At 37.9% G+C, this 24,036-nt stretch carries 26 protein-coding genes; 16 read left to right on the plus strand and 10 right to left on the minus strand.

Annotation, left to right across the window (positions count from 1 at the left end; translation table 11 throughout):
- Positions 1 to 50: 50 nt before the first annotated feature.
- Positions 51 to 587 (plus strand): hypothetical protein, encoded by a 537-nt coding sequence (locus LDO73_RS06050; RefSeq protein WP_224060630.1) that lies wholly within the window; start codon positions 51 to 53, stop codon positions 585 to 587.
- A 46-nt stretch (positions 588 to 633) separates the two neighbouring features.
- Complete coding sequence (locus LDO73_RS06055) at positions 634 to 1,098, plus strand: GNAT family N-acetyltransferase (protein WP_224060631.1); 465 nt, start codon at positions 634 to 636, stop codon at positions 1,096 to 1,098.
- On the opposite strand, the gene LDO73_RS18190 is transcribed toward LDO73_RS06055, so the two are convergent.
- Positions 1,095 to 1,190 carry a KTSC domain-containing protein gene (locus LDO73_RS18190; protein ID WP_224060632.1) on the minus strand — a complete coding sequence of 32 codons (96 nt, stop codon included), beginning with the start codon at positions 1,188 to 1,190 and terminating at the stop codon, positions 1,095 to 1,097. The two genes, LDO73_RS06055 and LDO73_RS18190, sit on opposite strands and share 4 nt — an antisense overlap.
- A gap of 434 nt (positions 1,191 to 1,624) precedes the next feature.
- Between LDO73_RS18190 and LDO73_RS06065 the strand changes: the two genes are divergently transcribed.
- A complete protein-coding gene (locus tag LDO73_RS06065) occupies positions 1,625 to 3,040 on the plus strand; it encodes an NAD(P)/FAD-dependent oxidoreductase (RefSeq protein ID WP_224060633.1) in 1,416 nt (471 codons plus the stop codon).
- 159 nt (positions 3,041 to 3,199) lie between these two features.
- On the opposite strand, the gene LDO73_RS06070 is transcribed toward LDO73_RS06065, so the two are convergent.
- Positions 3,200 to 3,697 carry a hypothetical protein gene (locus LDO73_RS06070; RefSeq protein WP_224060634.1) on the minus strand — a complete coding sequence of 166 codons (498 nt, stop codon included), beginning with the start codon at positions 3,695 to 3,697 and terminating at the stop codon, positions 3,200 to 3,202.
- A gap of 120 nt (positions 3,698 to 3,817) precedes the next feature.
- On the opposite strand from LDO73_RS06070, the gene LDO73_RS06075 reads away from it, so the two are divergent.
- The 4 genes from LDO73_RS06075 (at position 3,818) to can (ending at position 5,713) form a co-directional block, all read left to right on the plus strand.
- Positions 3,818 to 4,213: a hypothetical protein gene (locus LDO73_RS06075; protein WP_224060635.1), complete on the plus strand. Its 396-nt coding sequence runs from the start codon at positions 3,818 to 3,820 to the stop codon at positions 4,211 to 4,213.
- Positions 4,214 to 4,291: 78 nt separating this feature from the next.
- Positions 4,292 to 4,570 (plus strand): YrhB domain-containing protein, encoded by a 279-nt coding sequence (locus LDO73_RS06080; protein ID WP_224060636.1) that lies wholly within the window; start codon positions 4,292 to 4,294, stop codon positions 4,568 to 4,570.
- A gap of 177 nt (positions 4,571 to 4,747) precedes the next feature.
- Positions 4,748 to 4,921, plus strand: coding sequence for a hypothetical protein (locus LDO73_RS18095; RefSeq protein WP_224060637.1), 174 nt, complete (start codon positions 4,748 to 4,750; stop codon positions 4,919 to 4,921).
- Positions 4,922 to 5,029: 108 nt separating this feature from the next.
- Positions 5,030 to 5,713 (plus strand): carbonate dehydratase, encoded by a 684-nt coding sequence (can, locus tag LDO73_RS06090; RefSeq protein ID WP_224060638.1) that lies wholly within the window; start codon positions 5,030 to 5,032, stop codon positions 5,711 to 5,713.
- Between the two features lie 103 nt (positions 5,714 to 5,816).
- Here the strand turns inward: can and LDO73_RS06095 are convergent, their stop codons facing one another.
- Positions 5,817 to 7,079 carry a YadA-like family protein gene (locus LDO73_RS06095; protein WP_224060639.1) on the minus strand — a complete coding sequence of 421 codons (1,263 nt, stop codon included), beginning with the start codon at positions 7,077 to 7,079 and terminating at the stop codon, positions 5,817 to 5,819.
- Positions 7,080 to 7,503: 424 nt separating this feature from the next.
- On the opposite strand from LDO73_RS06095, the gene LDO73_RS06100 reads away from it, so the two are divergent.
- The gene (locus LDO73_RS06100) at positions 7,504 to 7,932 is read left to right on the plus strand and encodes a TOBE domain-containing protein (RefSeq protein ID WP_224060640.1); all 429 of its coding nucleotides are present in this window, start codon (positions 7,504 to 7,506) and stop codon (positions 7,930 to 7,932) included.
- Between the two features lie 256 nt (positions 7,933 to 8,188).
- Here LDO73_RS06100 and LDO73_RS06105 read toward each other — a convergent pair whose 3' ends face one another.
- From LDO73_RS06105 to LDO73_RS06115, 3 genes are all read right to left on the minus strand, one after another.
- Positions 8,189 to 9,340, minus strand: a complete 1,152-nt coding sequence (locus tag LDO73_RS06105) for a beta-ketoacyl-ACP synthase III (protein ID WP_224060641.1) — start codon at positions 9,338 to 9,340, stop codon at positions 8,189 to 8,191.
- Positions 9,341 to 9,488: 148 nt separating this feature from the next.
- A complete protein-coding gene (locus LDO73_RS06110; RefSeq protein ID WP_224060642.1) occupies positions 9,489 to 10,103 on the minus strand; it encodes a TetR/AcrR family transcriptional regulator in 615 nt (204 codons plus the stop codon).
- The gene (locus tag LDO73_RS06115; protein WP_224060643.1) at positions 10,103 to 10,657 is read right to left on the minus strand and encodes a dihydrofolate reductase family protein; all 555 of its coding nucleotides are present in this window, start codon (positions 10,655 to 10,657) and stop codon (positions 10,103 to 10,105) included. The genes LDO73_RS06110 and LDO73_RS06115 overlap by 1 nt, the downstream gene beginning before the upstream one ends.
- Before the next feature lie 268 nt (positions 10,658 to 10,925).
- Here LDO73_RS06115 and LDO73_RS06120 point away from each other — a divergent pair, with 268 nt between their 5' ends.
- Positions 10,926 to 11,192: a DUF2798 domain-containing protein gene (locus LDO73_RS06120; protein WP_224060644.1), complete on the plus strand. Its 267-nt coding sequence runs from the start codon at positions 10,926 to 10,928 to the stop codon at positions 11,190 to 11,192.
- Positions 11,193 to 11,254: 62 nt separating this feature from the next.
- A complete protein-coding gene (locus LDO73_RS06125) occupies positions 11,255 to 11,578 on the plus strand; it encodes a YnfA family protein (protein ID WP_036951590.1) in 324 nt (107 codons plus the stop codon).
- A gap of 35 nt (positions 11,579 to 11,613) precedes the next feature.
- Here the strand turns inward: LDO73_RS06125 and LDO73_RS06130 are convergent, their stop codons facing one another.
- Positions 11,614 to 12,723 carry a hypothetical protein gene (locus tag LDO73_RS06130; protein WP_224060645.1) on the minus strand — a complete coding sequence of 370 codons (1,110 nt, stop codon included), beginning with the start codon at positions 12,721 to 12,723 and terminating at the stop codon, positions 11,614 to 11,616.
- A 491-nt stretch (positions 12,724 to 13,214) separates the two neighbouring features.
- On the opposite strand from LDO73_RS06130, the gene fdnG reads away from it, so the two are divergent.
- The 4 genes from fdnG to LDO73_RS06150 all read left to right on the plus strand — a co-directional run bounded on the left by fdnG (position 13,215) and on the right by LDO73_RS06150 (position 18,478).
- Positions 13,215 to 16,262, plus strand: a complete 3,048-nt coding sequence (gene fdnG / locus LDO73_RS06135) for a formate dehydrogenase-N subunit alpha (RefSeq protein ID WP_224060646.1) — start codon at positions 13,215 to 13,217, stop codon at positions 16,260 to 16,262.
- An 11-nt stretch (positions 16,263 to 16,273) separates the two neighbouring features.
- Complete coding sequence (fdxH, locus tag LDO73_RS06140; protein ID WP_181478355.1) at positions 16,274 to 17,161, plus strand: formate dehydrogenase subunit beta; 888 nt, start codon at positions 16,274 to 16,276, stop codon at positions 17,159 to 17,161.
- Positions 17,154 to 17,810 (plus strand): formate dehydrogenase-N subunit gamma, encoded by a 657-nt coding sequence (gene fdnI, locus LDO73_RS06145; RefSeq protein WP_224060647.1) that lies wholly within the window; start codon positions 17,154 to 17,156, stop codon positions 17,808 to 17,810. The genes fdxH and fdnI overlap by 8 nt, the downstream gene beginning before the upstream one ends.
- Positions 17,811 to 17,944: 134 nt before the next feature.
- Entirely contained in the window at positions 17,945 to 18,478 is a 534-nt protein-coding gene (locus tag LDO73_RS06150; RefSeq protein WP_224060648.1) for a GNAT family N-acetyltransferase, read from the plus strand.
- 10 nt (positions 18,479 to 18,488) lie between these two features.
- On the opposite strand, the gene LDO73_RS06155 is transcribed toward LDO73_RS06150, so the two are convergent.
- Complete coding sequence (locus LDO73_RS06155) at positions 18,489 to 18,926, minus strand: GNAT family N-acetyltransferase (protein ID WP_224060649.1); 438 nt, start codon at positions 18,924 to 18,926, stop codon at positions 18,489 to 18,491.
- Positions 18,927 to 19,163: 237 nt separating this feature from the next.
- Between LDO73_RS06155 and agp the strand changes: the two genes are divergently transcribed.
- On the plus strand, positions 19,164 to 20,417 hold the full coding sequence (gene agp, locus LDO73_RS06160; protein WP_224060650.1) for a bifunctional glucose-1-phosphatase/inositol phosphatase: 1,254 nt from the start codon (positions 19,164 to 19,166) through the stop codon (positions 20,415 to 20,417).
- Between the two features lie 223 nt (positions 20,418 to 20,640).
- Here the strand turns inward: agp and LDO73_RS06165 are convergent, their stop codons facing one another.
- Both LDO73_RS06165 and LDO73_RS06170 read right to left on the minus strand, forming a co-directional pair.
- Positions 20,641 to 21,078 carry a universal stress protein gene (locus LDO73_RS06165; protein ID WP_224060651.1) on the minus strand — a complete coding sequence of 146 codons (438 nt, stop codon included), beginning with the start codon at positions 21,076 to 21,078 and terminating at the stop codon, positions 20,641 to 20,643.
- A 211-nt stretch (positions 21,079 to 21,289) separates the two neighbouring features.
- Positions 21,290 to 21,919: a tetratricopeptide repeat protein gene (locus LDO73_RS06170; protein WP_224060652.1), complete on the minus strand. Its 630-nt coding sequence runs from the start codon at positions 21,917 to 21,919 to the stop codon at positions 21,290 to 21,292.
- A gap of 730 nt (positions 21,920 to 22,649) precedes the next feature.
- Here LDO73_RS06170 and LDO73_RS06175 point away from each other — a divergent pair.
- On the plus strand, positions 22,650 to 23,978 hold the full coding sequence (locus LDO73_RS06175) for an amino acid permease (protein WP_224060653.1): 1,329 nt from the start codon (positions 22,650 to 22,652) through the stop codon (positions 23,976 to 23,978).
- Positions 23,979 to 24,036: the final 58 nt, after the last annotated feature.

Consider the following 24,036-nt stretch of genomic DNA (forward strand, 5'->3'; position numbering starts at 1 on the left):
CATAGGGTACTTTAAAAAATCAAAGAATATCAATTTAATTAGGAAATATTATGTCTCTACCGGAACGTTTAAAACCGATTAAAGTTAGCCGTACCACAATGAATAAAAAGCTAGAGTTACTAGAGCAAATTACTATCAAAATTGATAATGGCACCAATGAAAATGACAAAGAACTGAATTCTATGATGAGTAATTGGAATGAAGGGGTAGTAAATTCATGTGAATATTCAGATTTTCGTGATTATAACTCGTGGATAAGCGCGAAAGAATTTACACGTATAGCTTTTAATTACTGCAAATATATTGAAGATCTAACATACGGCGAGTTAATTAGTATCATTGATTTTGTATGTAGTGCAAAAGGTAAGGAATCTGAACAATCTTATGCACTTAATTTACTAGAAGAAAACTTTGATGCTAATCCATCAGATTTAATTTATTGGCCTAACGAGTGGTTTAATAATGAATCTGTCGATGATTTATCATCGGAAGAAATCGCTGCTTATTTGATGGAAAAATCTAATCGAAAATTATCCGATGCTCCTCTAGTGGAATTAAAATACATCATACCTAGTGATGTAGGATAATGTCTTATTTTCAAATGTTATGATAAAAATTAACCATCTGATTTATATGAAAATACAAGTAAAGCCCTACCATCCCCAGAATGCAGAAAAACTGCATGAAATATTTTATACCTCGGTTCATCGTATTGCAGCTGCGTATTATACAGAAGAACAGCTTGAGGCTTGGGCACCTGATTTATATGAGCGAGAGCAGTGGCAAAATAAAATGGACATATTAAAGCCGTTTATTGCATATCTCGATGAAGAGATTGTTGGATATGCAGATCTTCAAGATGACGGATATATTGACCATTTTTTTGTGACGAAACCTCACTGTGGAATTGGCTCCGCACTTATGAATAAAATTCTTGCAGTGGCTAATATTAAAGGTATCAAAAAGTTATGGTCACATGTGAGCTTGTCAGCGGAAGAATTTTTTAAAAGTCATCAATTTGAAATAGTTGAACGTCGAGAAGTTATTGTGAAGGGAGTACTACTTCATAACGCAATGATGGTTCGATTGACATCCTAGTTAAATGATTCTAAGTATTGATAGAGACTTTGATGTGAAAAGTCGACCTCTAACGTTTTTGTACCATGGTCATGATTCACGGAATTAAACATCTGTTCTGCAATATATATCCCACCTATGTACCACTCATCAAATCAGCATTTCTTACTAAGATAGTGAGTTATTTAGATGTAATCACATAATGTTAGCCTTAAAGTGTGATTATTTCATAACGATAAGCATTAGTTGTCAATGAATAATAATCTAAAAATGATGGATTATTATGTATTTCCCTTTAAAATCAAACGGCTATTATTTTTTTATTAAAAATACAATTAAATCAATCACTTCTAATGGGATGATATGGCATTTGGAAATTAACAAATGAAGTTTTCATTTATTTAAATTTGATTAATTAGACAAAAAATTGGTATTACACACAAAATAAACATGATTTACTAATAGTTTACGAATGATTAACAAATAATATAAAATGGCGATATTGTTAGGTAAGTAATATTGATCGTGTATAAGGAATAGTGTCGAAATGGCAATAACCAGAAGAAAATTTATTATTGGTGGTTCTGTAGTCGCTGTCGCGGCGGGTGCTGGTATTTTAACTCCGATGTTGACTCGTGAAGGGCGATTTGTTCCGGGTAAACCACGTGTTGGTTTTGTTGAAGGAACGCCTGGCGCATTGCCACAGCAATCTGATGTTGTTGTTATTGGGGCTGGTATTTTAGGGGTAATGACAGCGATAAACCTTGCTGAGCGTGGTTTATCTGTCGTGATTGTAGAAAAAGGGAACATTGCGGGAGAGCAATCATCTCGATTCTATGGTCAGGCAATTACATATAAAATGACTGACGAAACCTTCTTATTACACCATTTAGGCAAACATCGCTGGCGTGATATGAATGCGAAGGTGGGCGTTGATACCACTTATCGTACTCAAGGCCGCGTAGAAGTGCCTCTGGATGAAGAAGATCTGGCGCACGTTAGACAATGGATGGATGAACGTCACAAAAATGTTGGTTCTGATATTCCATTTAAAACACGTATGATTGAAGGCAGTGAGTTAAATCAACGTCTTCGTGGTGCGACGACTGATTGGAAAATCGCTGGTTTTGAAGAAGATTCAGGTAGTTTCGATGCAGAAGTCACAGCATTCGTAATGGCTGAATACGCGAAGAAAATTGGTGTTAAAATTTATACCAACTGTGCTGCGCGTGGCTTAGAAACGCAAGCGGGTGTGATTTCCGATGTCGTAACAGAAAAAGGCGCAATTAAAACGTCTCAAGTCGTTGTTGCTGGTGGTGTTTGGTCTCGTCTGTTCATGCAAAATCTGGGTGTTGATGTCCCAACATTACCAGCGTATCAATCACAGCAGTTGATTGGCGCAGCACCAAATGCACCGGGTGGAAACGTTGCTCTGCCGGGCGGAATTTTCTTCCGTGAACAAGCGGATGGTACTTATGCCACTTCTCCACGAGTTATCGTTGCGCCTGTGGTAAAAGAATCCTTCACTTATGGCTACAAATATTTGCCATTGTTGGCATTGCCTGACTTCCCTGTTCATATTTCATTAAACGAACAGTTAATTAACTCGTTTACTCAAGAAACCAGTTGGAAGTTAGATGAAATTTCTCCATTTGAGAAAAACCGTGATATGACGGCATTACCAGACTTACCAGAACTGAATTCATCTCTGGAAAAACTGAAAACCGAGTTCCCTGCATTTAAAGACTCTAAATTAATTGACCAGTGGAGCGGGGCGATGGCTATTGCACCGGATGAAAACCCAATTATTTCTGAAGTTAAGGAATATCCAGGTCTGGTTATCAACACAGCAACTGGCTGGGGTATGACTGAAAGCCCAGTATCTTCTGAAATGACCGCAGATATACTGTTAGGTAAAGAGCCAGTCATTAACCCGAAAGCATTTAGCCTGTATCGTTTCTAAGTTAAATACAGCCTATTGTTGATATAAATATCGATATAAAAATACTAAGGCCCTCAATATGAGGGCTTTTTTGTATCAACAGAAAGCAAAAATTAGATCCAAACAAGGTAACAGTTCTTTGTAATTTCTCAACGATATAGGTTTGACCGAAAAGCAATCTTACTCTAAATCGCCAAAATGCTGAGTAAACTGTGTTTCGTGCTGACCTATAAATTGCTCTAGTTTTGCTGGGGTATCTTTGATGTCGGCTTCGGTAATCCCTGCTTTTGCCATTGCCGCTTTTAACTTGGCTTCAGTGCCATCATTGATATCGATATTCGCAATCACAAGGAAAATGGTTTTTAAATCATCACAACCGCTTTTGGTTTCACACACTTTCGCGATTTTTTGCTCATTAGACATATAGATAGAATAGCTAAAGGCATCTTTGGTACATACAACGTCATTTCTCTCTTCTGAGGTCATATCTTTAGTTATAGCACTGAAAACGCTATTCGTGACCTCAGTGTAATTTGCAAAAGAGGTACTATTTTTAGGGGTTGGCAAACCACTTTTTGTTAAACTTTGATTAGTTACAGGCAAACAGGTTGAATTGGCCATAGCACCAGAAACAACGGTGCCGCTTAAAATAAGGGATAAAAGTAATTTTTTAAACATAACTAACCTTTCGTTTTTGAAATGATAAAGTAACGTACAATTTAAGTGTAATGGAGGATATAGGATTAACGGTATTCTTTAGATTTTATTTAGACTTTGTAATTGATATCTAAATATTTAATGGAGTTGAGACTTTTAGGTGTTTATAAAGGTTGTTTAAGCATACTATTGGCACGATATTTTTATGACAAAAACGAAACTATGTTAGCAAAATACATATTAGGTATCATGGAAAAGCAGATTTCATGCGAAGTTATATTTGAGCAGCATCTGCAAGATGCCCAGTCAGAAGTTATGCAAGTTATCCGGCAGTGGCGTTTTCATGATGGTGTTATTCTTCAATGTACTGAAGAAATTGAATTGTCCATTCCAGATAATGATAGTCAATGTCCTGAGCGTTGGATTATTTGGCAAGTTATTGATTTTGCTGAGCGTTCTGTTTTACCTCACAGAAAAGAGTTTTTTAACGCATGCCAACAAACGTTTTGGCTAAAAATGCAAATGGCAAAAGCGTAGGAAAATTGAGATTGCTAGTCTGATTACGTATCAAGAACATTCTGAAATACACGTAATTTTACCAGATGAAATAACGTAATGATTACTTTTGATGATGCAATAAAAAAAGCTAATAAATACTTGAAAAATACTGATTCTCCATTAGTAATTACGTTGCAAGGACGCTTTTCTGAAGGGTGGTTCTTTTGTTACCAATCCAAAGAATACCTTGAAACAGGAGAATTTTCCGCTCAGCTCGCTGGAAATGCACCTTTTGTTATAGATAAAGATACAGGGGAATTGCATGAATTAGGAACCGCATTTCCTTTAGAGAAATACTTACAAAATTATGAAGAACAAAAAAATAGTAAAAAATAAGAATATAAAAATTATTTTTACTTATAGCTTAACTTAAAATAAATAGTTAGAGCCCAGCCCCATGCTGGGATCTCCTTAGCCGCCTTACTCCCTCTCATTCAGCCGGATAATCAACTGTCCGGCTTGGCGGGTGAGGGGGAAATTGTTATCCGCGATAAGGATAATCAGCAGCAAAATGTGTCGGATTTAAGCCGTGATACGGACAATGCCCATGAAAAACTCAATACCATTTTTGACAAAGAAAAAGAGCAAAAACGGATTGAGAAAGTGCAGTTAATTGTATGGAAGTCAAAAAACACCTATATTCAGAAAAATAAGCTATCTACAAATTACTTTTTGCATATTAACTGATTGAGAGTAATCTTCTGGTAAATTTAGGTACATTAATTAAATTAACTGCGTTTTTATAAACACGTTTTAAATATCATATATAGCAAGATTTGTAAGTGAGCGTGCCACATGGCGATGGATAAAATTAAAGAATTATTTGTGAATAACAGGGAATGGGCAACGTCTATTAAAGAACAAGACCCTGGCTTTTTTCGACAACTATCAAAAGACCAACAACCTAAATTTTTATGGATTGGTTGCTCAGATAGCCGAGTACCTTCTGAAAAATTAATTAAAGTTGGCCCCGGCGATCTATTTGTTCATCGAAATATAGCGAATCTCGTGGTTCACACCGATCTCAACTGTTTATCTGCTATCCAGTATGCTATTGATGTGCTCAAAGTAGAGCATATTATTGTCTGTGGGCATTATGGCTGTGGTGGTGTTGAGGCAGCGATCAACAATAAGGAATTAGGTTTAATTGATAATTGGCTGCTGCACATTCGAGATATTTGGTTTAAACATGGCAGAATGTTAGGTGAGCTCAAACCAACAGAACGTATTAATCGCTTATGTGAATTGAACGTTATTGAGCAAGTTTATAATCTGGGCCATTCCACTGTATTGCAATCTGCATGGAAAAGAGGGCAGGATATTATGGTTCACGGCTGGATTTACGGTATTAATGATGGCTATTTGGTGGATCTGGATATTACGGCGGATAGCCGAGCAAAACTGGAACTTTGTTATCGCGAAGCGATAGCGGCTTTAACCACAAAAGCACCGTTTACGACAGGTTGCTCTGCGGACTAATAGAACACCTATAAATTAATTTTACGAAAAAGACCCATTGATAAACCGATATCAGTGGGTCTTTTTTAGTTTATATGAAGGTATTTTTGAGTGGGAAATAAGACTAAAAACCGACTGCAATACCAGCCCCGTAAACTGCACTGTCTTCATTATTCCAACTAATGGAACTACGAATATTGACATTATCATTGACATTATATTGTCCACCGAAGGCGGCAGCGTTGCCATTGCGATAATTTCCTAAACCTATTCCCATACTAAAATTGGTATTGTTGGTATACGGGATGTTAGCCATGGCAGAAACAGATGCGATACCTGCGTTAGCTCGGTCAGCATTCTTATCCATTTTGTTATCCAGTGAGTTGAGTCTGCCATTCATATTTTGTTCTAACATATCAACTCGTTGATTTGTATAGTTTCTGCTATCACTGATTGCTTTTGATTGAGCACTTTTAATTGAGGTATTTAATTGATCAGTTTTTTGATTTGTATAATGATGACTCTCTGTTATCGCGTTAGATTGCGATTCTTTAATATTATTATTTAATTTTTGAGTTTTCTGATCAGTATATTGATTGCTTTCGCTGACAGCATTAGATTGTGACTCTTTAATATTATTATTCAGTTGCTGCGTTTTCTGGTCAGTATATTGATTGCTTTCATTGACTGCGTTGGATTGCGACTCTTTAATACTGTTATTTAATTGCTGCGTTTTCTGGTCAGTATATTGATTGCTTTCATTGACTGCGTTGGATTGCGACTCTTTAATACTGTTATTCAGTTGCTGCGTTTTCTGGTCAGTATATTGATTGCTTTCATTGACTGCGTTGGATTGCGACTCTTTAATACTGTTATTCAGTTGCTGCGTTTTCTGGTCAGTATATTGATTGCTTTCATTGACTGCGTTGGATTGCGACTCTTTAATACTGTTATTTAATTGCTGAGTTTTCTGATCAGTGTATTGATTGCTTTCGGTGATAGCATTAGCTTGGGCATCTTGAATATTGGAATCTAAAATTTTCACTTGTTCATCAGTATAATTGATACCAACGCTAATAGCTTGAGTGGTGGAAGTTAAAATTCGAGTATTTAACTCAGTCACTTTTTTATTTGTATAGCTTTTATTGTTTTTTTCAGAAACCTCTATTGCGGTATTTAATTCTTCCGCCTTACTATCGGTATATTGTGTACCAATCCGAATGGCTTCCACCGCTGCTTTATTAATTTGATTTTGAATATCATAGGGTTGTAGGCTAGTTAGTACTTTACTTGAAAATGAGTCGTTTTTTGATTCGCCCGCAACAGCATTAAAGGTTAATAAAATTGACATAATAGAGAGTAAATAGCTTTTTTGAATTTTTCTCATTTTAACAATCTCTTAAATAAAATAGTTAATTTTTCTGTTTATAATAATGTGGAATTAATTAAAGGTTTCTTGTTGATTAAATTATAGTGAATTCACGTATTGCACAAACTAAATAAATTGTTGCTACCTTTTGATTTTTTTCATTCAAATTTAAATAAAAGTAAGATTATTCCCATGAAAATAAAAATTAAGATATGCTGGTGAGATATTAATTAAAAAATAAGAAACAAAGATCTAACAGTTGAAGTTTAAATTTTACAAATAGGTGTTTTTTTATAAGAACAATAGAATTTATGGCTTCAAAGCCTAAATGTGATTCTCCACTCATTTGCAGGGATTAAAAATTTTGACTGTTTGTAAACAATATTTAAAAAGCTTACTATCGATTCAATGTTCACTAGTCTTCCATTAAATGGGGTTTTCTATGTCAATTTCAGCACGTAATCAGCTTACAGGAACGGTCGAATCAGTTGTGGCTGGTGTCGTTAATGATGAAGTGGTTTTAAGCTTAGGTAATGGTGAAACAATTTCGGCGGTGATCACGAAAAATAGTACCCAGTTGTTAGGCTTGGCGAAAGGTAAGCAGGCTGTTGCGATTATTAAAGCACCATGGGTTGTCTTGGTCTCGGATGAGCATGAGTATCTCTTTTCGGCTCGTAACCAATTCAACGGGCGTATTGATTCGATTGAGACGGGCAGCGTTAATGCTATTGTCCATTTGACGACAAGTGCAGGTACTAAATTATCTGCAGTGGTAACGAATAATAGCGTTGCTGAGATGAAACTAGCGGCAGGAAGCAAAGTCACTGCTATCGTGAAAGCATCCAGTGTGATTTTAGCGACGAAAAAATAGGTTAGATCACCCAATATTACCAAGGTCGTAGTTTTTCTACGACCTACTATTTTCTTACAACTTATCTATCAGAGAGTTGCTGCTTATAAAAAATAACTCTCTCTGTTTCTATAACTCCAAGAGATTGATAAAGTTTTTGTGAAATTTCGTTATCTAGACTGGCATCGGAAGCTAGTTCTTTGCATTTATTCTCAATCGCCCATTATTTGACATTGTTGATCAGCTCTTTAGCATATCTTCGCTTAATAAAAGTAAATTAAACAACGGTTAGATGCATAAATCCACCAGAGAAACGGCCGCTTTCAGGAACAAAGCATAAGATTTTTTCGCCTTTATTTAAACGCCCTGAATGTAATAACTCATGGATCATGATATAGATTGAGGCAGAGCCAGTATTTCCTCTTTCTGAGAGATTGGTAAACCAACGCTCTTGAGGGATCGTAAAATTGAGGTCAGTCAAGCATTCAGATACCGGTTGACGAAAATATTCGGATGAAATGTGAGGAAGGAACCAGTCAATATTATTTGCTGAAATTCCATATTTTTCGATGACTTTTTGCAGTGGTTTTTTTAATGATAAAGCGATGATATTTTCATTAAGTAACCGGACATCTTGTTTAATAGAAAAAATTGAACGTTTAATCCATTCTTCTTGTGTTAATTGTTTCCAACCAATTAATTCTCCATTACTGTCTTTTTCTGCACCAGCATACATACAGGTGGGCATTTCATTGGCGTAAGATGAAATATCAATCCAATCAATACGTAATGATAAGCCTTGTGGATTGGGTTTATTTTCCAGCAAAAATGCACCTGCACCATCGGAAAGCATCCAACGTAGAAAATCTTTTTCAAATGCAATTTCTGGGCGCTGAACTAATTGTTCGACCAATGCCTCATTTTCTGCTTGGAAATTACGAGCATGTAAAACGGGGGAGATAACTTCTGATGCAGCTGAAACTGCGTTTTGAGATTCACCGGAACTAACAGATAAATATGCATATTTTAAGGCGGTTAACCCGGCTAGGCAAATACCTGATGTTGAAACAACTTCACAAGGAGGGTTGCCTAACTCACCATGAACCATGACTCCGTGGTTAGGCATAAGTTGGTCTGGTAGCGTAGTCGCTGCCGCTAAACATTCAATATCACCGAGAGAAAAATCCTCATCAACTAAGCCACAAATCGATTTAGCGGTAATTTGGGCATTATTGAAATTAGCAATTCCAGATAAAGGGTTAAGAACATAGTGACGTTTTTTGATTCCATTATTCTTAAGAACAATTCTAAGTGAACGGGAGGCTTTTTCTCCAACATAACCTAAAATATTCTCTATGTTTTCATTGCTAATAGCATCGCCAGGAAGAAATATGGAGGTTTTTGTAATATAAGCATTAAGTTTACTCATGAGTTCCCTATTTAAATAAAATACGTTAAATATTTACGTGAACAAAAGAATATACCCAAAGATAGTAAACGGATTTGTCATAAACTTTGTGAGTTTCTAATAAGTAATATTTTTACTCTTATTTAATTATGAGGGTTAATTTTGGAAACTAATTATATTGTATTTCATCGTTCTTATTTAAATTACGCAACAAGGTATCAATACTCTGGTGATAATAATCGGAGTCGCTTTTTTGAGTATCAATATTATTTCGGTTAGAAACAGCAAGCGCAGAACCATGGGTAAAATCGATCAGGATATACACCCACAATGTTGCTTGTTCTGTGGCGTGATTAAGCTCTTTAGCCAGATTGATCAGCGTTTGTGTGACCCGCTGAGCTTCTTCAGGAAAAGCATTTGGGTGATTAAATATTGATAACGTTAATTCAGGGTAACTCACAATACATTCTCGGTATTCAGTTAATAGGTGCTTTATTTGCTCGATTGGTGTTCCCGATAAACAAGGTATTACCTTAGCGTAAACATGGTTGGCAATCGCTTTGACTAAACATTCTTTGTCTTCAAAATAGTAATAAATTGTCATGGGATTGATGCCCATTTCTTTAGCAAGTGCTCGCATACTGAGTGCTGAAAATCCATGAGAATCAATAAATATTATTGCAGCGCTGACAATTGCCTCGGCAGATATTTTGGGCTGTTTCTTATTTGGGCGTCCAACCGGTCTCGCTGTCAATGTTTTCGCTATCAATGCTTTATCTACCATTATTCGCCTTCATTCGATGACTGTTTTATTTCATAGTGGGATTGGATAAATCCAGAATCAAAGGTTTTAGTTTGTGTATGGTATAAGTGAATATCGTTAGGAATTTTACCAAACAATGGGCGACCAGAACCTAATAAAATGGGGACTCTAGTTATGGTCAGGTCACTGATCAAACCTTCAGAAATAAAAGATTGAACCACTTTTCCGCCATCAATATAGGCGTGATGATATCCTTCTTTTTTTAGCATCGGCATGACTTTTTTGGGGGATAGGTCAACGAAGCGTACTTTTCCTATTAATTCTTCAGGGATAGTTTCTTGAGCGAGTGTTTTTGATAGCACAATGACCGGGCGATTATAAAACCAAGGTTGAATATGTTTTATTGTCTCGTAGGTACCTCTACCCATAATAATCACATCAATATTGGCAATAAATGCTTCATAACCGTGATCTTCACCAGTTGAATCTAGCTGAAGTAACCAGCTGATATCACCGTTTTCACGGGCTATAAAGCCATCAAGGCTGGTTGCAATAAAAACATGTCCAGTGGTCATGGTTGTACTCTCTGTAAGTTATTATACGTCGTATAATAAATTGATATATAGAATTTGCAATAGTGAAGTGCTTAATTTCTTATTAGGATAAAATGCTCAAAATTGAGTATGTAAGATGTTAGAGGTGTATTGACAAAGCGCATCTACAGATTAGAATGATTCTCAATTGGTCTCTATGACTCGTAAGCGTTTACGTCAATCAACGCATATAACTTTGTTGTACCAACAGTTATATGCTGTTGTGTATCCGCTGATTAATGGAGACTGTATGTCATATCAAGACCGTAATTATGTATTAGGTATACCTAAACTTCCTATGAGAGCCCTATTTTTTCTGGTGCCTTTCTTTTTATCTTTAGTGATGAGCGGTATTGTTTCACTAATAAGTACTCTGCGTGCGCTGGGTTTTACTTCCGAGATTTATGAGCCTTGGATTAGTTCATGGGCCATTTCATGGATGATTGCATTCCCAACAGTATTATTTGTTTTGCCTATCGCAAGACGTATATCACTGCTATTTGTTAAGCAAGCTTAAACAATATGCCACCTATTATTAGGTGGCATGAATAGAGATTTTTTTGAGAAGAAAACATTTTTATGTCATTAAAAATTATTGGATTATTTTTTTTAACTGCGATAGCAGAAATTTTGGGTTGCTACTTTCCCTATTTATGGATGAAAAAACAGGGGAGTATTTGGCTGCTAGTACCCACAGTGCTCAGCTTAATGCTATTTGTTTGGTTATTAACGTTACACCCAGAAGCCAGTGGACGTATTTATGCAACCTATGGAGGCATTTATATTGTGACGGCATTGATCTGGCTAAAAGTGGTTGATGGTGTTTCTCTTGCCGCCACAGATTGGATTGGCGCGCTGGTGGTTTTACTTGGCGCAGGTATTATTATTAGCGGTTGGAAATAATACGTTAGTAAGCATATCACCTTCTTACTAATGCACTATTTACTAGGGGTTGATTTAGGCAAAAAATCAGCTTTATCATATATTCCCCATGGGCTATCAAGCCCGAGAGAAAATGCAACTTGTGTATCATCGGTGATGATTCTGACAATTTTATCAGTAAATTTTTTTTTATTTCTTTCTAAGTGCCTTATTTCAGAGAAAGTGATGGGCTCGACATAATCGTGACCGTTAAATGAGCGGCGATTACCGTGCTTAAATGCTTTTTGGCCAATATCAGAGAATAAAAAAGGGTTATTGTCCTCGTCGTTCCAGGTCATAAGGATCGAAAAGGCATTTTTCCTAAAAAAGTCCAATCCAATCTTACTGGTATTTCTAAATAAATGATTTTGAATTAACTCAAATAACCCTGTGATTATCTCTACTGACCTTAATTTATTATCTTTATTGAGTTCGGTCATCTTTATTTTAAATTCAGATAGTGATGTGCAGTTAAAAATCTCATGGTCGATAATATATTTATATAGTGCTTTAGGAACTGTTTTTTCAGATGTATTTTTAATAATAAGTCGATGAATGAGCTTGTTTTTATCTTCAATAGATGATTCTTTTAAGTTGATATACTGAAATATATCCGCTTGATAACTATATTTATGAAGGTAATCTTTCCATAAATATAAACAAGAATTTAAATAGCTATCACTGAAATTTGGCTCATACTTAGGTTCGTGTTCAGATAATACGTCAATAAAAGTATTAAGCTGTTGATGTAAAGATTGATACATATAATGCTTAGATGCATTGCCATAGTTCAAAATTTCTTTGTTTAAACCTAATGCCTGGTTGAAATTAGCAATTGTAGTAATAGATTTTTCTGGTTTAGTTGAGCGAATAAAACGACAGCTTTTTAATTGTGGTGTAGAAAAACCATATACGGCAATGCCTATCCTCTTATTTTCGTGGCTATTATTCAGTAGCGTATTCTTAATCTCATTTCTTAATGTATTGATAGATTCTGGGTTTGTTATCTTGGGCTGATTCATATGATGGTTTAATAGGCCGATAGGCGTTGACTCTATAGCTTTAACCTTTTCAACGAAGCCTTTAGCTACTCGCCAATTGGTAGGTATTTTATTGATATTACCCATTTTTTTAAATGGACCCTTGCAGTGGTAAGTAGGGGGAATATGAGTTAATGGCATAGTTAATCTCAGTAATGGAATATTATTAGTGAGTGAAAAATATTAACGGATAGCGTCATTATATTCCTGCAAAAAGTGATTTTTAATAAAAATTGTTTAATTTATATAAAATTGACATTAGATTTAATAAAGGTTTTCTATATTCGAGAACATCAATGACACCAGTTATTGATTTGATTAGGATGCGAAAAATATAAGTATTTACCACAATGAAGATAATCTTATTTTCATTTTTTACTTAATCAAAATAATTAACCTATTTGATCTAAATCAATTTAACAATAATTACTCATTAAGTGGTAATTTTAATGGCGAATTAACTACCTAAATGACATTAATTAACCTTTATTTTCACTTTCATTGATTTTAGGCAATATCTAATTACAAGTGACTGATATTCTCTCCCGCGAATATACAAAAATAAAAAGAGGTTAATAATGAACGTCAGTCGCAGAAAGTTTTTTAAAATCTGCGCCGGCGGGATGGCAGGTACAACTGTAGCTGCGTTAGGTTTTATGCCAGGAATGGCAATGGCTAATGTACGTGAAAATAAATTACTGCGTTCCAATGAGACGCGTAATACTTGTACCTATTGTTCCGTGGGTTGTGGATTGCTGATTTATAGTATGGGTGATGGGGCAATGAATGCTCGCTCTGCCATCTTCCACGTTGAGGGTGATGCTGATCATCCAGTGAATCGCGGTGCTCTATGTCCGAAAGGGGCGGGGTTACTGGATTACATTCGTAGTGACAGTCGTTTACGTTATCCTGAATATCGCGCGCCAGGCTCGAATAAATGGGAACGTATTAGCTGGGATGATGCATTTACACGTATCGCCCGTTTAATGAAAGATGACCGTGACGCCAATTTTATTGAAAAAAATGAACAAGGCACCACAGTCAATCGCTGGCTATCAACAGGGATGCTTTGCGCTTCCGCAGCCAGCAATGAAACGGGGATGTTAACCCAAAAATTCGCACGATCGCTCGGTATGCTAGCGGTCGACAACCAAGCGCGTGTCTGACACGGACCAACGGTAGCAAGTCTTGCTCCAACATTTGGTCGCGGTGCGATGACCAACCACTGGGTTGATATTAAAAACGCTAATGTGATTATGGTGATGGGCGGTAATGCCGCTGAAGCTCACCCTGTCGGGTTCCGTTGGGCGATTGAAGCGAAAAACAATAATGATGCAACCTTGATTGTGGTAGATCCGCGTTTCACGCGTACCGCATCGGTGGCCGATCATTACGTGCCAATTCGTTCAGGAACGGATATTACCTTCCTTTCTGGTGTTCTACTTTATCTAATTGAAAATAATAAGATAAATTCGGAATACGTTCAAAACTATACCAACGCATCTTTGATTGTCAGAGATGATTTTGACTTTAACGATGGCTTATTCAGTGGCTATGACGCTGAAAAAGGTCGTTATGACAAAACCAGTTGGAACTATAAGTTTGATGAAAATGGTCATGCATTACGTGATGACACGCTGCAAGATCCACGCTGTGTTTGGAATCTGCTAAGAAAACACGTTTCCCGCTATACCCCTGAAATGGTTGAACGGATCTGTGGTACATCACAAGCAGACTTTTTAAAAGTGTGTGAGATTCTGGCAACCACGAGCGCCGCAGATAAAGCGGGGACATTCCTGTACGCATTAGGTTGGACTCAGCATACGGTGGGCGCACAAAACATTCGTACCATGGCGATGATCCAGTTGCTTTTAGGCAACATGGGGATTTGTGGTGGTGGGGTGAATGCGCTACGTGGGCACTCAAACATTCAAGGTTTAACGGATTTAGGTCTGCTGTCAACGAGCCTGCCGGGCTATTTAACGCTGCCATCAGAAAAACAGTTAGATGTTGATAGCTATTTGGCCGCGAATACGCCAAAAGCCACATTACCAAACCAGGTTAACTACTGGAGCAACTATCCGAAATTCTTCGTCAGCTTGATGAAGTCATTCTACGGCGATGCGGCTCAGCCAGAGAACCAATGGGGCTTTGATTGGTTACCGAAATGGGATCAAGCTTATGATGTTATGAAGTATTTTGACATGATGAGCAAAGATAAAGTCACCGGCTACATCTGCCAAGGCTTTAACCCAGTAGCCTCGTTCCCAGATAAAAACAAAGTGGTTAGCTGCTTAAGTAAACTCAAATACTTAATCACCATTGACCCATTGACTACCGAAACGGCGAGTTTCTGGCAAAACCACGGTGAAATGAATGATGTGGATCCTGCATCCATTCAAACGGAAGTTTTCCGCCTACCTTCAACTTGCTTTGCAGAAGAAGATGGCTCCATTGCTAACTCCGGTCGCTGGCTTCAGTGGCACTGGAAAGCGGCGGATGCCCCGGGTGAAGCCCGTAACGATGGTCAGATCTTAACCGGTATCTTGCACAAAATCCGTGAGATGTATGAACAAGAAGGTGGTAAAGGTCACGAACCATTGCTGCAAATGCGTTGGGATTACAAACGTCAATTCCATCCAGAATCGGAAGAAGTGGCGAAAGAGAACAACGGGGTTGCACTGGTCGACTTATATGATGCTGATGGCAACTTACAAGCGAAAAAAGGCGAGCTTCTGAATTCATTCGCTCTGTTACGGGCTGATGGTTCAACGGCATCTTCTTGCTGGATCTATACCGGTAGCTGGACTGAAAAAGGCAACCAGATGGCGAATCGCGATAACAGCGACCCATCCGGCATTGGTAATACATTGGGTTGGGCATGGGCATGGCCATTAAACCGCCGCGTTATCTATAACCGCGCCTCTTGTGATACCAAAGGTAAGCCATGGAATAAAGATCTGGTTCTGATTGAGTGGAACGGTAAGAAGTGGGTCGGAAACGACGTACCTGACTTTAACGCGTCGGCACCAGAAGTCGGTACTGGGCCATTTATTATGCAGCCAGAAGGTTTAGGTCGTCTGTTTGCGATTGATAAGATGGCTGAAGGTCCATTCCCTGAGCACTACGAGCCATTTGAAACGCCATTGGGAACTAACCCACTGCATCCTAATGTGGTCTCTAACCCTGCTGCGCGAATTTTTGAAGATGATAGGAAACGTCTGGGCGATCATAAAGAATTTCCATATGTTGGAACCACTTATCGCTTAACGGAGCATTTCCACACTTGGACGAAGCATGCGCGCTTAAATGCCATTGCTCAGCCAGAGCAGTTTGTGGAAATCAGTGAAACCTTAGCCAAAGCCAAAGGCATCGTCTTGGGTGATAAGGTTAAAGTCAGCAGTAAACGAGGCTTTATTAAAGCGATTGCTGTGGTAACACCACGTCTGCAAACTCTCATAGTTGACGGTAAACCGATTGAAACGGTTGGTCTGCCAATTCACTGGGGCTTTGAAGGTGCAACGCAAAAAGGCTTTATTACCAACACGTTAACGCCATCTGTGGGAGACGCTAACTCTCAGACTCCTGAGTATAAAGCGTTTTTAGTTAACATTGAGAAGGCGTAAGGGAGGGAACTATGTCCATGCAATCTCAAGACATTATTAAACGTTCCGCGACCAATAGCATTACGCCTCCACCACAGGCGCGTGACGATAAATTTGAAGTCTGCAAACTCATTGACGTGTCATCCTGCATCGGCTGTAAAGCCTGTCAGGTGGCATGTTCGGAATGGAACGATATCCGTGATGAAGTGGGGCACTGCGTTGGGGTTTACGATAACCCAACCGATTTAAGTGCCAAATCTTGGACGGTGATGCGTTTTAGCGAAGTCAGTGAACAAGGTAAATTGGAATGGCTGATCCGTAAAGATGGCTGTATGCACTGCGCCGATCCTGGCTGCTTGAAGTCATGTCCATCTGCGGGTGCGATTATTCAATATGCTAACGGTATTGTGGATTTCCAATCGGAACACTGTATTGGTTGTGGTTACTGTATCGCGGGTTGCCCGTTCAACATTCCTCGATTAAATCCAAAAGATAATCGAGTGTACAAATGTACGTTATGTGTTGACCGTGTAGCAGTGGGACAAGAACCAGCTTGCGTGAAAACCTGTCCAACAGGTGCAATTCGTTTTGGTACTAAAAACGAAATGCTGGAATATGGCGCGGAGCGTGTTGAAAAACTGCAAAAACGTGGTTATGCCCAAGCGGGCATTTATGATCCTGAAGGCGTTGGGGGAACCCATGTGGTGTACGTGTTACATCATGCGGATAAACCTGAGCTTTACCACGGATTACCAAAAGATCCACAGATTGATACCCCAATTAATCTATGGCAAAGCATCCTGAAACCATTATCGGTAGCGGGCTTTATCGCCACATTTGCAGGGCTGATTTTCCACTATGTGGGTATTGGTCCAAACAAAGAAGTGGATGATGAAGAGGAGAAAGATGACCATGAGTAAAAAGAGCAAAATGATCGTTCGGACTAAATTTATAGACCGAGCGTGCCACTGGACAGTGGTTATCAGCTTCTTCTTAGTCGCATTGTCGGGTATTGCACTGTTTTTCCCAACCTTGAAGTGGCTGACTGAAACCTTCGGTACGCCACAAATGGGACGAATTTTGCATCCTTTCTTCGGTGTGCTTATTTTCGTCGTGCTGATGTTTATGTTTGTGCGCTTTGTAAAACACAATATTCCAGATAGAAAAGATGTTCCTTGGCTACTGAATATTGTTCAAGTTCTCAAAGGTAACGAACATAAAGTGGCTGATGTGGGCAAATACAACGCCGGTCAAAAAATGATGTTCTGGAGTATCATGAGTATGATTTTTGTACTTTTGATCACCGGGATTATCATGTGGCGTCCTTATTTTGCCCATTTATTCCCAATCTGGATGGTGCGTTGGAGTATTTTGATCCACGCATTGTCGGCGATTATTCTGATCCACGCGATTTTAATCCACATGTATATGGCATTTTGGGTTAAGGGCTCTATTGACGGAATGATTGAAGGTAAAGTTAGCCGTCGCTGGGCGAAGAAACATCACCCACGTTGGTATCGCGATGTTGAAGCGAAAGAAGCCAAAGAGGAAGCTGAAAAAAGCCAGTAATTTCGCTGTCAATTAAGTAATATAAGCCACTGTTGTTGACGTTACCGAGAAGGTTACACAATGACAGTGGCTTTTTTTATGTTTAAAGAATGTCTTATTTGAAGTTGATTATTTTGAGTGATTTCGGAGGGTGAATGGTTGAACTGGTAAGAATTTCTGCAAATGATAAACACGATAATGAATTAATTAATGCGCTATACGATATTTCTTTTCCTGACCATGAAAAACGTTCTTATGCAGGGCGAGCGGCACTGCTCCCTCTAGAACAATATTATTTATATAAAATTACAGACAATAACCAGTTTGTTGGGTTTATCGGTGGGTGGGTTATTGATGCCTTTTTCTATATTGAACATTTTGCGATTGACCAACATATTCGTGGGGCAGGTTACGGCCAAAAATCGTTGACCGCACTGTGCCAGTTGTACCCACAGATAGTGTTAGAGATAGACCCATTAGTCGATGAAGTTGCAAGAAAACGCCTTCATTTCTATGAAAAAAATGGCTTTGTCAGAAATGACTATATCCATCATCACCCATGCTATAACGCCAAATATTCACCTCATAAGCTGGAAATTTTAAGCTTAAATGCGCCTTTCACGCCGAGTCAATATGACGTATTTAACCATTTTTTGGTGAGTACAGTGATGAACAGTCAGTATCTATAACCATCTGTCGCTATTTAGCTAATCGCATATGTAATAGAGGAAATGGATTTCCTTCCCCATCAAGTTCGGAACGCGCATATTGAACAAATCCCATGTGTTGATAGAAACCAACCGCTTGCGGATTTTGCTCATTCACATCGACTTCATTAACACCTAAGTGTTCAATGGCGTAATTCAGTAGTTGTTTACCGATGCCAGTCCCTCTTGCAAGCGGTGAAATAAACAACATTTCTAGACGATTCTCCCCCGTACCTAAAAAGCCTGCTATTTTGCCGTTAGGATCTAAAGTCACAAAAACAGACAAATTAGGTAAGTATTGTTCCCTAATAGGTGTTTTTAGCATTTCAATGTTCTTTTCTGGCAGAAAATCATGAGTTGCTCTTACAGAAGCTTCCCAAAGATGAATGATCTCATCGTAATGTTCGACAGTGGCGGGCCGAATATTCATTGCATTTTATCCTTATGATGAAAATTCATCTTAAATTGTGGGTAGCGAATGTCAATATTTGATGACTATTTTAGTTAAGGGGCATTTTTGGGATATTAATCGCAGAAAAAAAAGATAACTGCTTCATTATTAGAGGATATGTTCCCGAAATTCATATAAGCACTATACTTTATTTTATTGCAGTGTTTATTGCTTGATTATGTTAATCAATTTAAAAACCATGGTAGGAGTATGCTGATGAAATATAAAATGCTAACAGTGTGTTTATCGGCGGCGTTATTCGCACCAATAGCCCCCTCACTTGCAAGTACAGATAATTCACAAAATATGGAATTAGACCAAGTTTTAGTTCTAAGCCGTCATAATTTACGTACTCCTATTGTTAATACAGGGATCCTGACTGAAATAACCGATAAAAAATGGCCCGCATGGGATGCTGAAAGTGGCTATTTGACGACAAAAGGCGGGGCGCTTGAAGTGTATATGGGACACTATTTTAGAGAGTGGCTCGATAGCAACAAATTATTTGTGAATGAATTATGTCCAACCAGCAGCGATGATATCTATATTTACACGAATAGCTTACAGAGAACTATTGCAACAGCGCAGTTCTTTACTGCGGGGGCATTCCCAGGCTGTAAAGTGAATATCCATCATAAACCAGAAATTGGTACGATGGACCCTGTGTTTAATCCTATCATTACGAATAGCTCTCCTGAATTTAAAAAACAAGCACTAGAAGCAATGGAGTCCCACCTTAAAGGGTTAAACCTGAAGCCGGGTTACGATGAGCTGGATAATGTTCTCAATATAAAAGATTCGAAGAAGTGCGCGACGGATAAGCTGTGTAACTTAGCCACGCCAAAGAATAGCTTTATCATTGAAGCAGATAAAGAGCCGGGTGTGAGTGGGCCGTTAAAGATGGCCAACTCTGCCGTCGATGCGATTGATCTACAATATTATGAAGGCTTCCCTGAGAAAGATGTGGCATGGGGTATGGTCAATAGCGATGAAAAATGGCAAAAGCTAAATACTTTAAAAAATGGTTATCAAGAAACGTTATTTACACCGAAAATCATTGCAAAAAATGTAGCGCATCCAATTTTGAGTTATATGGATAAAGGTTTTGTTTCTGTCAATAAAGGCGAAACTGCTAAATTCATTTTCTTAGTGGGTCATGATTCAAATATTGCTTCGGTGTTGTCTGCGATGGACTTCAAACCGTATCAATTACCTCAACAATATGAGCACACACCGATTGGCGGTAAGTTGGTATTTCAACGCTGGACAGATAAAAAAGAGATAAAGGACTATGTGAAGATTGAGTATGTGTATCAAACCGCCGATCAGTTGCGAGATAACGCTTACCTCTCTCTAGCAACTCCACCAAAATACGTTACCCTAGAATTGAAAAATTGCCCGATTGATAAAAATGGGTATTGTTCATGGGAAGATTTTGAAAATGTGATGAAAGCGGCATTGAAACAGTGATATCCAACTGCTAGTAATGCCTGAATGGGCATAAAAAACCCTGCTCCGAGGAGCAGGGTGTGAAATAGTCACGAAAATGTTTATGAGCCTCTAATTTACCTTAAATATCGAATGAATGGGCTTATAAATTGTATGGAATTGCCCTTTAGTGTAACAAACTTTAACCCTAACCATTCGACGAGTTAAAATAGAGTTTTCTTCGGCTATTAACCCTTCTTGTGGATTAGCGAACCACTAATACGCTAGTTTTCGCATAACGTACAACAGAAGCTGCATTGGAGCCTAATAAGTAGGTAGACATACTTGGACGACGTGAACCCAGTAAAATCACATCCGCTTTAATATCTTCAGCTGTTGCCAAAATTTCATCTTTAACTGAACCTACAACCGCTTTTACTTGCACTTTATCTGAAGGGATAGAGAACAGTTTAACTTTCTCTTGTAACTCTTTCAGAATGATATCAGCCTGTTTTTGATCATCTGGGAAGTCACCTGGCAAAATAGTACCGCCATAGCGTAAATAATTGGAAATTGGTGCAGTTACAGCTAAAAAATGAACGGTAGAATTGTTTAGTTTCTGCATTGCATTAACATGCGGAACTAACATTTTGGTGAGGTCGTCTTCGGTAACATCAATAGGAACTAAAATTGTATTGTACATAATATCTCCTTTTTTCTTTTATATTATAAGTTTAGAACATTTTAACCATTTTTCATATTGATTGTTAATAAATTAATATTAACTGAATTGGATTAAAAATGATGTGAGCGGGAGTACGCAATTGACGGGAATAAAAAATAGATAATAAAAATAGTGACAGTAGAAAACCGGCAATACATGATGGGAGTATTACCGCTTTTCAAAGAGAATATTATTTTTTAGTTGTTTTAGTTGTTTTAGTTGTTTTAGTTGTTTTAGGTTTTGTGGTTTCTTTTTCTGGGCAGGCTGGTTTTAAACCGCCTTTACACGCTTTATCAATATATTCAGCACCAAGCTTTTCATTAAACTCAGTTCCTTCGCCATTTTGTAGCATTTTTCCTAATTGATATTCAGCGGGTGGGAATTTTTTATCTGCTGCTTTTTGGAACCACTCAAAAGCCACGAGATAATTTTGTTTTACGCCGGCACCTTGGTAATAGAATTGACCCATATAGTTTATGGCTTCAGGATTTCCCTTATTCGCAGATTTTTCAATCCAACCATAGGCTGTTTCAAAATCAGATTGAACGCCATTACCATTAAGATACATATCACCTAGAAATAGTTGAGCATCTGCATTGCCTTTATTGGCCGCCATCGTAAGCCATTTCTTTGCTTTTGGATAATCTTGTTTAATTTCGTTACCGACATAGTAACCAATGCCTAGCATAACCTGAGCTTTAACATCCCCTTTTTGTGCTTGCTGTTCAATTTGCTTAATGACTTCAGGAGGAACAGGGGCTGCGAAAGTTAAATTTGTTGAAAATATAAATAAAGAAATGAAGGTCAATAATCGTAACATAAGGCTTTCCGTATCTTAAGTTGGCTATGAATATCCTTATTTCAAGATAAACTCGAAACGGTGTTAACAGTTATTAACTACAGGATATAACCATCAACGCTTTAAATACTCTACTTCTATAATCTATAAATATCAACGCTCCATCGAAAATACAGAGTAAACGAGTTTTTTACTCCTCAAGGGTGAATATTCAAAATGTTTTTCTTCATTATAAGCTGCAATGATTCTCTTTGACGAGATAAATGGATGGAAATTAAATGTTACTCTTAATAGAGAACTAGTTATTTATATCGAAAATTAACAAGAGAAATACAAAATACGGAATTATTGCAAAGAATAGTAGTGGTTATCATGGCGTATTGTGATGTTTAGCACGAAATAAAAGGATGATTGTTGAAATTGTTAATAATTACTCATGGGTTATTAAAAGACTAACGCTTTTAAAAACAAAGAGTTATAGTTTTGGCGTTCAAAAACAACGGATAGAGATTATTTCCGTCGATAGATAGAGATATTTACGTCGGATTGCTCTTTTTAGAGAAAAATATTCTCTTTGTTAGGGGTTTTATAGGTTAATAAAGAGATAATTTTTCTCTCACATATCCTCTATGATGGAATCATTATAATAGCCTGCAAATAATTAAGGTTATTGGAATAAATAACCACTTAAGTCGCATCTAAAACAAAAAAAATTCTCTTTTAAGAGTTCAACATTATTAAGTGAGTAATTATGGCTACTATCCCTACAATAGATAATATCGATGATGGAAAAGCTTCTACGGCTGCTTCTCGTGCAGGTATGACACAAGAACAATGGCGTGCTGCCACTAAGTTTGATAGCACAGATGTTGGTTGGGTGATTATGAGTATCGGGATGGCGATTGGGGCGGGGATTGTTTTTCTCCCCGTGCAAGTTGGTTTGATGGGCTTATGGGTATTTTTGCTCTCATCCGTTGTCGGTTATCCTGCAATGTATTTATTTCAGCGTCTGTTTATTAATACGCTGGCGGAATCACCAGAATGTAAAGATTATCCAAGTGTGATCAGCGGATATCTAGGTAAAAACTGGGGAATGCTGCTTGGCGCACTTTATTTTATTATGCTGGTGATTTGGATGTTTGTTTATTCAACGGCAATCACGAATGACAGCGCATCTTATTTGCAAACTTTCGGCGTAACGGATGGGTTATTATCTGAAAGTCCTTGGTATGGTTTGGTTCTGATTTGTATTTTAGTCGCCATTTCTTCTCGCGGTGAAAAACTGCTATTTAAGCTTTCAAGCTTTATGGTTCTGACTAAATTATTTGTGGTTGCTGCATTGGGCATTTCGATGGTTGGGATGTGGCACTTATATAATGTGGGTTCATTGCCGCCAGTTGGACGCTTGTTTAAAGAGGCAATCATCACGTTACCTTTTACATTAACGTCGATTCTGTTTATTCAAACATTAAGTCCAATGGTGATTTCATTCCGTAGCCAAAACGTAAACCGCGAAGTAGCTCGTTATAAAGCGCTGCGTGCAATGAATATCGCATTTATTGTTTTATTCTGTACTGTCTTTTTCTACGCAGTATCATTCACATTAGCCATGGGTCACGATGAAGCTGTGAAAGCCTATGAGCAAAATATTTCTGCATTAGCTATCGCAGCGAAATTCTTTCCTGGCGGTTGGGTGACTGTTGTCAGCGTAATGTTAAATATCTTTGCCGTCATGACCGCGTTCTTTGGGGTTTACTTAGGTTTTCGTGAAGCAACTCAAGGCATTGCGATGAACATATTACAACGCATGATGCCTGTTGAGCGCATTAATGAAAATTGGGTGAAGAACGGCATTATGATTTTTGCTGTGCTATTAGCTTGGGGAGCGATTATCCTGAACGCACCTGTGCTGAGCTTCACATCAATCTGTAGCCCAATTTTCGGAATGGTGGGTTGTTTAATTCCAGCATATTTAGTCTATAAAGTCCCAATGCTGCATAAATATAAAGGCATATCTTTATATCTGATTATTTTTACAGGAATTTTATTGTGCATCTCTCCATTCTTAGCATTCGCTTGATGTTGAGAATATAAATAGTGTGCGCTCTATCTTAATGATCGGGCGCACATTTTTTATT

The organism is Providencia alcalifaciens (assembly GCF_915403165.1).
In the GTDB taxonomy this organism is placed as follows: Bacteria; Pseudomonadota; Gammaproteobacteria; order Enterobacterales; family Enterobacteriaceae; genus Providencia; species Providencia alcalifaciens_C.

What these genes read in the sequence shown, in the direction of transcription:
- LDO73_RS06050 (WP_224060630.1), top strand. Translation starts at nt 51, where the DNA reads ATGTCTCTACCGGAACGTTTAAAACCGATTAAAGTTAGCCGTACCACA.
- LDO73_RS06055 (WP_224060631.1), top strand. Translation starts at nt 634, where the DNA reads ATGAAAATACAAGTAAAGCCCTACCATCCCCAGAATGCAGAAAAACTG.
- LDO73_RS18190 (WP_224060632.1), bottom strand. Translation starts at nt 1,190, where the DNA reads ATGTTTAATTCCGTGAATCATGACCATGGTACAAAAACGTTAGAGGTC.
- LDO73_RS06065 (WP_224060633.1), top strand. Translation starts at nt 1,625, where the DNA reads ATGGCAATAACCAGAAGAAAATTTATTATTGGTGGTTCTGTAGTCGCT.
- LDO73_RS06070 (WP_224060634.1), bottom strand. Translation starts at nt 3,697, where the DNA reads ATGTTTAAAAAATTACTTTTATCCCTTATTTTAAGCGGCACCGTTGTT.
- LDO73_RS06075 (WP_224060635.1), top strand. Translation starts at nt 3,818, where the DNA reads ATGGAGTTGAGACTTTTAGGTGTTTATAAAGGTTGTTTAAGCATACTA.
- LDO73_RS06080 (WP_224060636.1), top strand. Translation starts at nt 4,292, where the DNA reads ATGATTACTTTTGATGATGCAATAAAAAAAGCTAATAAATACTTGAAA.
- can (WP_224060638.1), top strand. Translation starts at nt 5,030, where the DNA reads ATGGCGATGGATAAAATTAAAGAATTATTTGTGAATAACAGGGAATGG.
- LDO73_RS06095 (WP_224060639.1), bottom strand. Translation starts at nt 7,079, where the DNA reads ATGAGAAAAATTCAAAAAAGCTATTTACTCTCTATTATGTCAATTTTA.
- LDO73_RS06100 (WP_224060640.1), top strand. Translation starts at nt 7,504, where the DNA reads ATGTCAATTTCAGCACGTAATCAGCTTACAGGAACGGTCGAATCAGTT.
- LDO73_RS06105 (WP_224060641.1), bottom strand. Translation starts at nt 9,340, where the DNA reads ATGAGTAAACTTAATGCTTATATTACAAAAACCTCCATATTTCTTCCT.
- LDO73_RS06110 (WP_224060642.1), bottom strand. Translation starts at nt 10,103, where the DNA reads ATGGTAGATAAAGCATTGATAGCGAAAACATTGACAGCGAGACCGGTT.
- LDO73_RS06115 (WP_224060643.1), bottom strand. Translation starts at nt 10,657, where the DNA reads ATGACCACTGGACATGTTTTTATTGCAACCAGCCTTGATGGCTTTATA.
- LDO73_RS06120 (WP_224060644.1), top strand. Translation starts at nt 10,926, where the DNA reads ATGTCATATCAAGACCGTAATTATGTATTAGGTATACCTAAACTTCCT.
- LDO73_RS06125 (WP_036951590.1), top strand. Translation starts at nt 11,255, where the DNA reads ATGTCATTAAAAATTATTGGATTATTTTTTTTAACTGCGATAGCAGAA.
- LDO73_RS06130 (WP_224060645.1), bottom strand. Translation starts at nt 12,723, where the DNA reads ATGGGTAATATCAATAAAATACCTACCAATTGGCGAGTAGCTAAAGGC.
- fdxH (WP_181478355.1), top strand. Translation starts at nt 16,274, where the DNA reads ATGTCCATGCAATCTCAAGACATTATTAAACGTTCCGCGACCAATAGC.
- fdnI (WP_224060647.1), top strand. Translation starts at nt 17,154, where the DNA reads ATGAGTAAAAAGAGCAAAATGATCGTTCGGACTAAATTTATAGACCGA.
- LDO73_RS06150 (WP_224060648.1), top strand. Translation starts at nt 17,945, where the DNA reads ATGGTTGAACTGGTAAGAATTTCTGCAAATGATAAACACGATAATGAA.
- LDO73_RS06155 (WP_224060649.1), bottom strand. Translation starts at nt 18,926, where the DNA reads ATGAATATTCGGCCCGCCACTGTCGAACATTACGATGAGATCATTCAT.
- agp (WP_224060650.1), top strand. Translation starts at nt 19,164, where the DNA reads ATGAAATATAAAATGCTAACAGTGTGTTTATCGGCGGCGTTATTCGCA.
- LDO73_RS06165 (WP_224060651.1), bottom strand. Translation starts at nt 21,078, where the DNA reads ATGTACAATACAATTTTAGTTCCTATTGATGTTACCGAAGACGACCTC.
- LDO73_RS06170 (WP_224060652.1), bottom strand. Translation starts at nt 21,919, where the DNA reads ATGTTACGATTATTGACCTTCATTTCTTTATTTATATTTTCAACAAAT.
- LDO73_RS06175 (WP_224060653.1), top strand. Translation starts at nt 22,650, where the DNA reads ATGGCTACTATCCCTACAATAGATAATATCGATGATGGAAAAGCTTCT.